The organism is Paenibacillus sp. FSL H7-0442, from assembly GCF_038593105.1.
Taxonomy (GTDB): domain Bacteria; phylum Bacillota; class Bacilli; order Paenibacillales; family Paenibacillaceae; genus Paenibacillus; species Paenibacillus polymyxa_D.
Genome location: NZ_CP151963.1, coordinates 2215817 through 2228689, shown reverse-complemented (window position 1 = coordinate 2228689; position 12873 = coordinate 2215817). Strand labels below are relative to the sequence as shown.

The following is a 12873-nucleotide window of genomic DNA, read 5'->3' as shown; positions in this document are numbered from 1 at the left end:
GCTCATTGAAGGTGTAAAAGAGCCTTATACTTTTAAGCCACGCTTTGAGCCTGATCAAGAAGTACAAATGAAATTTTATGTCCCTTCTGACTACAAGATCGACAAGACTATAACGTTAGTTCTTACATCAGAAGAGTTCGTTGAGCTACATCCTATATTGGTAAAGATTCTGAAGATCATAACCCTTGGCGAAACAGTCAAACCTATGATTATTATTCTATGCCACGGAGTAAAGTTGAAGTGGATTACGTGCATGGAGGAGAGGAAACAGATAATATATTTTTAGATTGAAATTCCGTGAGGGGCTGTGGTAGCCTCTCTCTTTTAAGGAGGATATTTTATGGGAAAGATGTTGTTCAGAGTCATTCTTATAGGCGCATTGTTTCTTTGCTTTTCTCAACCCTATACAGGAAAAATGTCAGCTCAGAGTATAGCTCCAAGTTCTCCATTTTTGAAGATTAACAATTACTATGTCTTGTTCACAGCTCCTAAGGCACCTTATATTGATCAGAATAATCGCTATATGGTGCCTTTGAGGTCCATTAATGATTTATTGGGAGGACAGACTACGTTTAACCCAACTTCTAATACGGCCACAATTAAGTTTGGAACACACAAGGTTGAGTTTAAAATGAACTCCAACGAGATTATTACCGACTCGAACACGTCCATAATGGATACCGTTCCTGTGCTTTATAAAAATGCGATGTTTGTCCCTTTGGGGGTTCTTACTAAGTACTTAGACATACACCAGGAATGGGATCAGCAAAATAAACTGTATTCTCTCTCTGGGAAAGAATTAATGAAGACACCTATGATGGAGAATGTAGAAGATTTGGATCATTTTAGAGAACAAGTGGATAATGAAAATGCATTCCAGTTGTTATCGTACAAATTGACCATGGGAGAAAAAATTCATCTGGCCATTACAGCTAAGAATATGACAGGGAAAAAGATTAGTGAGGGCATTGAAGATTTAAATACCACTTTTATTTTTTCTGACAATAGCACGGCCGGGGAAAATAGAAATCGTAAAAGGCCCAGTATAGATAAGGATGAAATTGTAACTCGCGAAGATGACATAGATTATGTGAAAACAATAGAGAATAATAAAATTATCAAACATGAACTGTCGTATATTCTCTTTAAGGGCAGAACGCTAAAGACTCACAAGTAAAAAAGTACTTTTACTTGTAGAGTGGAATGGGTCAATAGTAAAGCTGATCCTAGAAAGGATCAGCTTTACTATTAAATATTAGATTTGTGAGTTTCAAATTCCTTACGTTCATAAAAATACCCCAACCTACTCCATTGTCAATTAGGGACAAACTTGATAAATAGTGATTGCTTTCTCCGTTCCGAACGGCGTTTTACTTGACTGATTATTTATGTATTAGAAAGTTTATCAAGAGTATGTCTATATTTTCGACTGCCTTCTTTATTCTGGGGTGTTATCATGACGATCATCATTTTTATTCATATAATCCTCCTCGTGCAAATCTTCGTTTATAAAATAAAAATGCTGACTGTACTGAACCACGACTTGTTCTAAACCAAACCTTTTACCAGCCAACAAATTCGCAATCCACGCACTCATATAGAGTGCGACGTGCCTCGCGCAAAGCAGCCTGATATGCCGGGTCAATTTCAATCCACGCACTCATATAGAGTGCGACGACAGCGAAAATGAAGGAATTAATACCCTAATGATATCAATTCCATGCATTTCCGAAAAAAACGATGCCAAAAAAGCTTGAATCGACTATTGACTTCTAACGAAGAAAGCTAATTTAAAACCATTTCGACAAATTTCGAGGTGCGAAAGATCCAGGGTTTTTATGTGAGCTTCACATTTGCACCGTAACCAAGACATACACTCAGGATACCACAAAACATTTCTCTGTCCCAGACAATGCTCTATTTCTAAAACAATAACGACTCTGCCCCGTCAATGACAATTTGTGCGCCAGTAATGTGACGCGAATGATCTGAGGCCAAAAATGTTACCAAATCAGCTACCTGCTCGGGTTGACCCGGTCCATCTGCCAACGGTTGCCCTCCTTCAGGAAACTTGACGGGGATGGTAATTTGCTTTAACCCTTCCGACTTCTCCGTGGTTTCATCAATATTCGTCGAAATGGCACCCGGATAGATGACATTGACACGAATACGAAACTTAGCCAGCTCCAGTGCAGCCATTTTAGCAAAACCAGTTTGACCCGCCTTCGATGTGCTGTAGGCTGACATCCCAAAGCTGGTAAAGCGCTGATTTCCATTAATGGAACTGGTAATAATAATGCTGCCGCCACCGTTCTTTTTCAAATGTGGAATTGTATACTTCACCGTCAGGAAGGTACCGTCCAGATTCGTGGACAATGTTTGCCGCCAATCCTCAATGCTCAGATCCTCGATCGGTCCGACGACTCCGTTAATCCCCGCATTAGCAAAAATGATATGCAGACCGCCAAATAATTCAACCGCTTCCAGAACTGCTTTTTCCACACGCACCGGATCGGCAATGTCCACGTCAAATGCCCGCGCTGACCCTTCACGTATAGCATTAATTTCTCTTTCTGTCTCCAAAATACGCTCATTACTTACGTCAAAAAGAGCGACATTCGCTCCTTCTCTAGCCATTTGAATGGCCGTTGCCTTGCCAATGCCAGAACCAGCCCCCGTGATCAGAGCCGTTTTTCCTTCAAAGCGTGCGCCTCCTGCATATGTGTAGCTCATATGTATCGCTCCCTTTCAGTAATCTGTATAATCACAAGATTACCCAAAAGGATATACTTTATAATCACCATTTTTGCGCATTTTTTGCTATTCCTTTGCGATATTTAAGAAAAGTACGAATATTACGCGCATTAGCGCGTCTTTCCTTCTCCTCCTCGTTACATTCTATAAATATCTTAACGAATCGTAATGTTCTATGTATTCATCAAAAAAAGGACGTATACATCCATATCCATGGTTGTATAACGTCCTTTTGCTTATTCATTTACCACTGCAGCTCAATAAATGCAGCATCATCATCAAGTCCCCCGGTGTGGGATGCATCCAGCAATACCTGTATCTGCTCATCAGGGACAGGCTCGCGAATGGGGTCCAAATCGGATAAACCGTCCGTATATACCTGTAATCTCATCGGCATATCTGCGGATATGCTTCTTTCATACCAATGAGGCTTCCCTCCAATCGGCCCACGACTTGTGGACCAACGCTCCGCTGTAGAGAAGGTATGATCGAACAGCTCGCTGATTTCTTCGGCACCGTTCCATAGTCGCAAACGTGAATCCCCTTGCCAGGCAAGTCGGAGACGGCCACGGCTGCCACGCTTCGGCAGTTCGATTTTACCGCAAATATACATGGACTGGCTACCTTGACGACGTTTATCTTCCAATACCGAACGCATTAGGCCTGATTCGTGATCCAAAGGCTGCCGATCCAGTTCCTCTGCCGCTGTACCTGCCAAACGTTCAAGGTACACTCTCAATTGATCAGCAGACAGATCTTGTCCCCGTTCCATCCAATCCAGTAAAGAAGAACCCAGATAGCGGGCCGCAAAATCTCCTCGGTAACTGAGCCCGACACCATCACACAAGACAAAACAACAGACGGATTTATGAATACGTACTGCGGCGAAATCCTGTCCGCTTTCTCCCATACTGGCAGATTCGGCAGACCTTCCATAGCCATAACGACACATAAAACGACTGTGATGAGATGATAAAGGCTGATCGCCTGTCTGAGAGCTTATGTAAGCAAATTGCTGAGTCAGCCTTGCATTCATTCCCTTTTTTTTGCTCGCGGGGAGCAGGGACAGCGGTGGATTCATGCTTTTACCTCCTTACCGTACAGGCGTTGCGGCCGACATTTGAAACCCAATGGACACCAGCTCCGCACAGGTTCCGGGCAGCATCATAATGGCTCCTTCACCTAACTGATAATCTGCCTCAAATAGCATTTCCCGATAGCTTTCAGGCAGCACAGAAGACATATCACGCAATTTCACAGCATGTTCATCCTGCAACGGCGTATTATGTGTCAGACCTTTCCAGCGACGGGGGTCCTGAATAGGCGTTTCCAGCAACCTGTCGGATAAAAATATATTTTCCACCAGTACATTACCGTCCGGTACGCTCATGCTCATAATACGCTTCGCAATCGGTTCGGGATCATCACCTGTGGAAACTCCATCTGTCATATGACAGACCAAAGGTGCAGGACAGTCCTGCATCCCTGGTAATTCCGCTTGCAAAATACGCTCAGCTTGCAAGAAGGCCTTTGCTGAATCTGAAAACCGTTTGGGCGTCAAATCGGGCAACGAACCAATGGCCGCGATTTCATCAATTCCCTTGACACCATTCAGCAGGTCATACACGTCGTCACTATAAGCCAAAATCGCAATCCGATAGCGCGCTGTCAGCCGATTTCCTTTGGTTGATCGAAAAACCATCTGCCGGATCGCCAACGATATAGCTTCATATACAACGTCAATACGCCGCCGCCCCTCCATCAGCATGTTCATCGACGCGCTGATGTCAATCAGGTAAATGATCAGGGCGGGAGTGCGTTGTGAAGCCTGTATTGTATAATTCATGGTTTGTACATGCTCCCCTCAGTTACCTTCTATCTCCATCTGTTTCGTATCTATCATTCCGCCTATATATAAACATATGAAATATTAAATTTTAGGCAGTCTAAAATTCGTATCTCCTAAAAAATTATAAATAGAGGAGGCCCGATATCCTACTTCACCTACCGAACGATAATAAGAAGGATTACTATCATATAGTGATCTAAAACGCTTCGCAAAGCTCTTTGCCTTCGCAGCGCTGCCACCTTCCTGAGAGGCATACGCCTTGTTGTACAGGGAAATAAGCTGAAGAACGTTCTCCTTGTTTCGTGCATGCATGGACTCTTTTTGCTTTTGTTCCGCCTCGGCTGCTGCCTTACGAGCTGCCTCTTCCTGGGCGGCACGAGCTTCCTGCTCTTTTTTCAAAGCCAAGTATTTTTCATACTTTGCCTGTTGATCATACGCTTTTTGCTTCGCCAACTTGGCAGCCGCCTGCTTATTTTGTTCCTTTTGAGCGAGATAAGCTTCATATTTAACCTGTTGAGCGATAAGGGCTTGCTGTTTCTTCTGCTCTTCCTGTTGCTTTTGAGCAGCAAGTGCCTGTTGTTTGGTCTGCTGTTCCGCTTCCTGTCGTTGTTTCTCCGTCAGCAATTTTTGAGCCGCTTTCTGCTCGGCTGCCAGCTTTTCCTCGGCCGCCTTTGCAGCCTTCGCTGCCTCTTCCTGCTTGGCTGCCTCGATTTGCCGCTGATTGGACTGATCTGCAAGAATATTCACGGCTGGGATTCCAGCTGCCAATAGAACGACTGCGGCCGCAGTTGTCACGATAAACGCTTTGGAGCGATACCAGGCTTTTGTTTTTTCAGGTTGCTCTGGCGTCATGGGATTCAACTGCTCCTCTAGTCCTGTGATCGCAGCTGACACCTCCACATGCAAAGGACTGCCGTCTTCTACAAAATGATACAACGACCGGTATACTTCCAGCGCTGCAGCAGGTTTGTTTTGCTGCTCCAAATCACGTGCCTGTCGGAACAGCTTGTCCGTTACCCCACGCTCTCCTTGCTCCAGGGCGGCCTGATTTAGCAGTGCAGCCTGTTCAGTCTTGAGCGGTGCAGGCGCTGACAAAGAGGATGCAGCTTCACTGGAAAGGCCACCCACCGCTGCCGATTCTATTGTTTCTGTCGCAGCAGGTTCCGGTTCTATAGCCTCAACTGAAATTTCCTGCTCAGTAACCGCATTAAGTACAACCAGCCATTCGCCAAAAGTAGGGCAACTGCTTAAATCCTGACTATCCCAAGCACGGCTGAACAATTCTACCACCTTGCTGCCCCAACGAGATTCCAGCGATTTTCGTAAAATAAAATAACGTTCGCAAGGCGTCTGCATTTCATGCTGATCAAAATAACTTTCGCCCCACGCTTTGTCGACTACTACACGGTCAGACCAGCCTAACATTTCTCCTATAATGATTGCCCCTGCAAAACGGTCTGCATACGCACTCCACAACCCGCTGTGGACGGTACGATGGGCGGCATACCCTGGCGAACCTGCCAATAGAGCGTCTGGACGATCCATTTTAGTACTATACATTTGTTCCACGTCCACCAATTCCACAGCTGACGTGCCTTCAGGCAGTTCCACTTCAGAAAAAAACGGAAGCATCACATTCGGCGCCGATAAATCACAGTGCGCCAATCCTTTTTGCTCCATAGCTGAACTGATCCCTGCCAATGCTCTGGCTAAAGCCAGACTATCGGAAGCCTCAAGCTGACGCTGATCTGTGAGACAATCGAACCATGTCATACCGTGAACCCATGGCATCAGTACCGCATACAGCAAATCAGGCTGCTCGGCAATCAGACTTCCGTTTCTTTCTGGAGTGAGCACATCACGCTTGCATACCTGCAAACCGGGAATATCCCCGTATGCTTCCATATGCTCAGATTGATAAACCATAGCCGGGATGCGGAACTTCGGAAAAAACACCTTAAGGGCTTTTGCCTCATGTGGCGCTCCGTTTTTGGCATTTAGCTGGTATACAATTCCCTGACGCCCTGCTTGAGCATAGGCTAAACCGGGTGCAGCGGGATGTCGTCCAACCACATAAGCTGTGCCGTTTATGATCAATTCGTCTCCCGGATTCGGTTGAAAAGACATGAAACATCCCTCTCCTTACATCATTCAGTATGCTAGTTTTCCTCACCTTATTATATACATCTATGGATGGCAAGAAAACCGGGTATCCGAAGATCGCCCGGTTTTTCCTGAACATCCTGTGCCAAACCGTGAGGAATGGCTCACATATTGCTTCTTAATAGAGTGGTATATGATAAGTTAATGCCTATCAGGCAAGACAACTTATTTCGTTTGGTCAACCGTGCGGAATTTGTTAGCGATAGCTGTCAATTCTTGACTGATGCTGTTCAAAGTCGTTACGAAAGCTTGCATTTGTTTGCTAGCTTCCTGAAACTCTTGGAAGAAGCGTTGTTTAGTCATACCTTCCCATTGACCTTCCATACCTGAGATGGACTGTGTCAAACTGGAAACGATCTGCTGGCTTTGCTCACCACTTTGTTTAAATTGGTTAGCCACCTGATCAACCTGTTCTGGGGTAATTAAAATGCGTCCTGCCATTTTTTGAGTCCTCCTTGATGATAAATAATGTTTTTGTTTATCTGGTTCAAATTGTACTATGGCTATTTAATTCCCTACAAAAGGCAAAGGACCTAATTGTAACAATCCCACTTTTTAACTATAAAACAGCACCTAACAGTATAATATTAACAAAAAAACACCTAATAAGTCCCATAAAGCCGGGAATTGTGGAACGAGCTCAAGTAATTTTGCAATCGATCCAGATTGTCCCGGAACGCGATCCCAACTAAGCGACAGGCTGATCTCTTACTGTAGACGGATCAGTAAAATACCAATCCTGCGGACTGCTAGAAGACGCCTGCATCAGAATATCCTGATGCAACGTTTCTACATCCGAAGACTGTACACCAGAAATGGCATGTACGACAGACTGCGGGTTAGAAATCAGGCTGCTTCCTTCCGAAGCTTGCCCAGGCAGAATAGACGGTGATTGCTGATTCGACCAATCGAGCATCGTGACGGGTCGTCCCAATGGTTGGCTGGCAAATGACAGTATCGTTTGATAGTTGTGGTCAACAGACTGAAACTGCTCTGCCTTTCGGTTCAGTTGTGTACCTGATGTATGGAGGTAAGCATGGATCTGTTCTGACATCCGCTTGGCCTGCATCCAATGATTCAAGATCGCCTCGCGTGCAGATACATCCCAATCCAGCGATTGTAACGCCTGCTCCAAACCTGCTGTTAACTGTTGAATTTGCTCCGCCGCATGCTGTAGCTGCCCGCTAAGCCCCCGAAGCACATCCGGTTCAACTCGAATGCGCATATCCATCACCCTTCTTCTGTCACTTCTTCATTCACTGCCGACTGTTTCAACCAATTTAATAATAAATCCACAAACTGATCTCTTGAAGCCATAGCTGCAATCAGCCAGTCCCCGTTACCACTAGAGCTCATCCGAAATATCCAGTTCATTGCAGGACACAGGACAAAGGCTGCCCGTTGTGATTCCCACTCCCTGCCGTTCCAAACCAGCAATTGCAGTTCTCCCTCAGCTACACGGGAACTCAAAGACTGAGCCAGTCTTGCAGACCCCTCTGCATCTCCGCTAGCCTCGGTCAGTTTACTGCTGATCAAAGACACACTTTCCCCTGCCGATTGCTCGTAAATTTTATTAAACGCCTGCTTGGAGAACATTAGTGCGGGGGATTCAGGCACAAGTCGATCTACCCAACCCATTTTATCAATCAATGTCTCGCAAGCCTTTTCCACATTACCCAGATCGTACAATCGATACTCATCGGGTTCATCAGCGGATTTCACGAGTTCCACTACACGCTCGTTCGTGCAATGGAGATAGCCTTCAAATTGCTTACCTCCCCGCACATAGCGTATACGGCAAGCCCTGTTGGATAATCCCGCGATAGCGACTCTTGAAAAAACAGTAGGAGGCATTGCTAGCTCTTTGCCCTTATCTACCCGCTTTAGATAACCCTTTTCCAAAAGAGTAGCTTTTACTTGCTCCCACTCTTCCGCCAACTCCTCTGCTAGATAGCCCTTAAACGGATCTTCCACCCCAAGCAGTCGGTCAGAACCCAATACGCCTGCCAGAAAAAACAGTTCCTTCGCCTTGAGGGTTATTAACTTCTGCTTGGAAGCTTGAAACGTTAACATTATGAGCCACCTCCCTTCAAACTACAACATGCCATCGGTCACGAATTTTCGTTATCCAATCCTCACAGCTCACTTGCTCTGAGAAGGGAATTGCCGCTTTTATCCTGGTAAATTTGCGCCGTACGTAGTACCCCTGCCCAGGTGGCAGGACTTTTAGTCCACCAGTAGCGGCGTTCGCCTCCGAATAAGGGATACGAAAGAACGATAGATCATTCGAATCTAGTGTTCCAAATAGCATACCGCTTTGGCTTGCCTTGACATCATTAAACCAGTCCACACCAAAGGTAGGAAAATCAGATGGCACACCCGAGAGCACGACATGCACATTGCGATCACGTCCCAACCGTACAATGGCGGAGAGCTGATCCTTTATCATAAAATCATTCAGTTGCTTGCTTAACATATCCGCATCATCAATGACCAGGAGCAATTCGGGATCATTCCCCTCCTTGTTCCGTTGTTGAACAATATCATACACTTGCTGTACCAGAGGTCCCATTTCTTCCTCACTTTCAGCAGCAGCCTTAACATGAGGAAGATGTCGTAATCTAGATAGTCCCCCGCCTCCATAGCGTGTATCGATCGTATAGACTTCCAATTGATCGGGTGATGTGTAATAAGCCAGCGATATAATCCAGCTCATTAGAAAGGAGGTTTTTCCACCCTCCATTGGACTACCCACAATAAAATTGGGCCCTTCTTTCAGATTCAGGAGAAAAGGCTCAAGATCGTCACTCTGTAGGCCTACAGGTACTTCGTAAGGTAGTGCGCCCGATGGTCCACTCGTCCGATCCCACTGCTGAAGCAGCTCCGATAGTGGAATCCGCTCAGGTAATGGTAGGATAGCTGGTGCGTGCTTGCCTTTCCATTCCTGCACAATGCCAGCAATATTGCGGCGTAGCCGTGCTGATCGCTCCGCCTCATCTTCTCCTGGTGAAGGCAGTGCCGTCTGGAACTCCAGCGGAGGAACATGCCCTTTAACCAGAGCGCGACCTGGAATTAACGGTCCTGGCGTTTTGGCTGGTCGCCCTACCGCATAGTAATAGTCACTCGGGTCGGACATTTCAAAAGAAACAGCATTCGGTATGTTACTGCGGAATTTCTCAAACACATCGGTAATCCGGTTCGCTGTAATGATAAACGTGATGCCTAGACTACCCCCTTCTCGCAAAAGAGATTCCAGCAGTTCATTTTCATCTGGATAAGCATTACGGAAATTAAGATATCCATCAATAACTACGACAATTTGCGGAATATCCTCGACAGCAGAACGTCGATAAGAGCTTATTGTTTTGACTCCAGCCTCGGAAAGCATTTCCTTGCGTACGGCCACCATCTTGAACAGATAACGGAACAATCGCTTGATCCGGTCATCCTCCTCAGCCATCATAACAGCCCCGATTTGGGGAAGTTCCCCAAAGTCGCGCATCGTTCGACCCATGTCAATGATATAACCGTTCCAATGATTCGCAGCAAATCGCTGAGCCGTGGACATCAGCAACGTATGCAAAAAGGTTGTTTTCCCCATGCCGGGCATGCCATACACAGCCCAATGACCATGATCTAGCGATGCATAAATTGGCTCCTGTCGCTGATTCGGCAAATCATCCACTAGACCAATAAGAGCCTTCAGCTCCAAAGGTGATGATGTACTATCTATTTCGGTGCATGCCGGCAAATTTGTTAAATCCAGCAATTCAGGCAGCGGCGGAAGCCACGGTCCCTGAAGCCGTTCGATCCCTGCCTTAGCAGCCTCATTCGCAATATAATCAATAAATACTTGAAGCTGTTTAGGGGCTTCTTCTCCTTTTAAGCCCGAGCTTGCCCGTTCGCCGCCCGTCAGTAGCGCTTCACGTTTTCCGTTCAGTCTCACTTCATGTACAGGTAGTGCAGAAGAAATATCGCTGTTGCCTATATACGGCGCACCGCTCCAAGCAAACTGCATCTCTTCAAATACTTCGTCACTACCCACTTGGAAATATCCTCGTCCCGGCTTCGTAATCCACGCGGCATTCGGTATTTTCAACATGTCACGGCTATCGCCTTCGCTTTGCACCCGTAAGCAGATGCGGAATCTGGAGTTACTCCAAATCTTGTCATCCACGACACCTGCGGGCTTTTGCGTCGCCAAAATCAAATGGACACCTAGTGTCCGCCCAATCGCAGCAATACTGATTAGCTCGTCCATAAACTCTGGCTGATCCCGCTTTAATTGTGCAAATTCATCAATAATAATAACCAGATGAGGCAGCGGTTGTTCCTGCCGCTGCCGGAGTAGTCTGTAATATTCATCAATATGCTGTAAATTGCCTGCATCGTTCAATATCTTCTGCCGACGAACCAGTTCTGCTTTAAGAGATATTTTGGCACGTTCAATCAAATTATTGTCCAAGTTCGTGATCGTACCCACAACATGCGGCAAGTTAACGAACGTGTTGGACATGCCTCCACCCTTGTAATCGATCAGCATAAAAGCAAGATCATGCGGATGAAACTCGGCAGCAAGCGAGGCTACGATGGACTGGATAACCTCACTCTTTCCTGAACCCGTTGTACCGGCGATCAAGCCATGGGGACCATGCCCTTGACGCTCTATCTTATCATGCAGGTTAATCATAATCTTCTTGCCGCCTGCTCGCACGCCCATTGGCACAGGTAAGGTATCAGGATGGCGGTTACGTCGCCACCGATCTGCCACATCCAGTTCTTCCACACTTGCTACGCTCATCATATCAAACAGAGGCAGCACAGCGGGAATATCAGAAGCAGAGGAACGCTTCAAGCGAATAGGAGCCATGTACCGCGCTAATGCATCGGCTTCCTCTTTTGACAAACGATCCGGTTTAAAACTTTGCTGTTCAACCTCCGCCGACTCTGATTTACGGGCATATACGCCCTGCTCTTTGGAAGCCTCCACAATCAGCTGACACTGCATCGGCAAAGCCTCTTTACGAGAAGCCAGCACAATCGTACACGCATCAATGGTTCGGCCGTCTTCCAATAACAACGGCAGTAACGGTTCTTCCTCAATCAGCTGGGTGTCAGATAAAACAACGACATAACAAGGGACTTCCATCCCTTTGCCTTGACGCTCATTACGATTATTTTTACGGCGGTTCAGTCTGGCAAACAGAAAATCCGCTAATTGATGTGCACTACTACTGCGGTCTGACATCATTCTCTGGATTCGGTCATCATCCCACACATGTGGAAGCCAGCGCATCCAGGTCCATTCACTTTCCTCTCGCTCGTCATAGAAGGAAGCAATTTTCACTTCATCTGGCGAGTGACGAACCGTCACTTGTGCCAAAATGACTCTTAACGCAGCAAGGGTATGTTCCCGATCGCCGACCAATCCAACCACTTTGGATTGAAACAGCGGTAATGCAATGGAAGCAGCGTCTACCAGACGAAATTCTTCTTCCAGTTCATCCGCAGCTCCCAACAAAGGATCTCGGTCATAACCGTCTGGGCGTGGAATTTGCAATTTTATATGAAAGGGAACTTGTCCAGTTCCAATACGCACCTGCAAAAAGTCCTCATCCTCCGGTGATCGTTCCCAAAGTGAACTGTTGCGGTTTTTGACAATTTGAGTGCATATTTGCGGGTCACCGTGAATTTCATATAGTGTGCGAATTTGCTCCTCGCGTTTCATTTCAAGTTCTTCACGATGCTTTTGGAGCTGTTCCCGGTACATGCGGTCCCGTTCCTCTAGCTTGCGCTTGTATTCCTTCTTATTATTTAGATAGACAAAAAAAGGAATCGTATAAGATGTAAGCATCATGACCACAGTGACCATTTGGAACATCAAATAGTTACTGTTGCCCATCTTGCCTGTTTTGCTCATATATACGTAAAAGCCTATAGTCACCAACGTCATCATTAACGGAATAAGTATAGATATAATAGAAAAAGACGGCTTGCTCGGCTCAGCCGGAGGCCGTAAAATCTCCAGCTTCTCCTCTCGGAGCGCCGGCCTTAATCTCGGGGATCGCTGGTATAATGCATTCAAGACAAAAGTCCCCCTTTTCGCT

Annotated in this window: 10 protein-coding genes; 1 reads left to right on the top strand and 9 read right to left on the bottom strand. The window is 46.1% G+C overall.

The window, feature by feature from the left end; all coding sequences use genetic code 11:
• The first annotated feature begins 340 nt into the window (after nucleotides 1–340).
• On the top strand, nucleotides 341–1177 hold the full coding sequence (locus MHH57_RS10245) for a copper amine oxidase N-terminal domain-containing protein (protein ID WP_342435058.1): 837 nt from the start codon (nucleotides 341–343) through the stop codon (nucleotides 1175–1177).
• A 261-nt stretch (nucleotides 1178–1438) separates the two neighbouring features.
• Here MHH57_RS10245 and MHH57_RS10240 read toward each other — a convergent pair whose 3' ends face one another.
• From MHH57_RS10240 to essC, 9 genes are all read right to left on the bottom strand, one after another.
• A complete protein-coding gene (locus tag MHH57_RS10240) occupies nucleotides 1439–1597 on the bottom strand; it encodes a hypothetical protein (protein WP_161626997.1) in 159 nt (52 codons plus the stop codon).
• A gap of 326 nt (nucleotides 1598–1923) precedes the next feature.
• Nucleotides 1924–2733, bottom strand: a complete 810-nt coding sequence (locus MHH57_RS10235; protein WP_023988269.1) for an SDR family NAD(P)-dependent oxidoreductase — start codon at nucleotides 2731–2733, stop codon at nucleotides 1924–1926.
• 265 nt (nucleotides 2734–2998) lie between these two features.
• Nucleotides 2999–3835 (bottom strand): hypothetical protein, encoded by an 837-nt coding sequence (locus MHH57_RS10230; RefSeq protein WP_069011423.1) that lies wholly within the window; start codon nucleotides 3833–3835, stop codon nucleotides 2999–3001.
• A gap of 12 nt (nucleotides 3836–3847) precedes the next feature.
• Complete coding sequence (locus MHH57_RS10225) at nucleotides 3848–4600, bottom strand: vWA domain-containing protein (protein ID WP_013309992.1); 753 nt, start codon at nucleotides 4598–4600, stop codon at nucleotides 3848–3850.
• Nucleotides 4601–4684: 84 nt separating this feature from the next.
• Complete coding sequence (locus MHH57_RS10220; protein ID WP_342435057.1) at nucleotides 4685–6730, bottom strand: hypothetical protein; 2046 nt, start codon at nucleotides 6728–6730, stop codon at nucleotides 4685–4687.
• Between the two features lie 201 nt (nucleotides 6731–6931).
• Nucleotides 6932–7207, bottom strand: a complete 276-nt coding sequence (locus MHH57_RS10215; protein ID WP_013309990.1) for a WXG100 family type VII secretion target — start codon at nucleotides 7205–7207, stop codon at nucleotides 6932–6934.
• A gap of 247 nt (nucleotides 7208–7454) precedes the next feature.
• Complete coding sequence (locus MHH57_RS10210) at nucleotides 7455–7991, bottom strand: WXG100 family type VII secretion target (protein ID WP_029517064.1); 537 nt, start codon at nucleotides 7989–7991, stop codon at nucleotides 7455–7457.
• 5 nt (nucleotides 7992–7996) lie between these two features.
• Nucleotides 7997–8839: a hypothetical protein gene (locus tag MHH57_RS10205; RefSeq protein WP_029517063.1), complete on the bottom strand. Its 843-nt coding sequence runs from the start codon at nucleotides 8837–8839 to the stop codon at nucleotides 7997–7999.
• Nucleotides 8840–8855: 16 nt separating this feature from the next.
• A complete protein-coding gene (gene essC / locus MHH57_RS10200; protein WP_029517062.1) occupies nucleotides 8856–12851 on the bottom strand; it encodes a type VII secretion protein EssC in 3996 nt (1331 codons plus the stop codon).
• Nucleotides 12852–12873 lie beyond the last annotated feature (22 nt).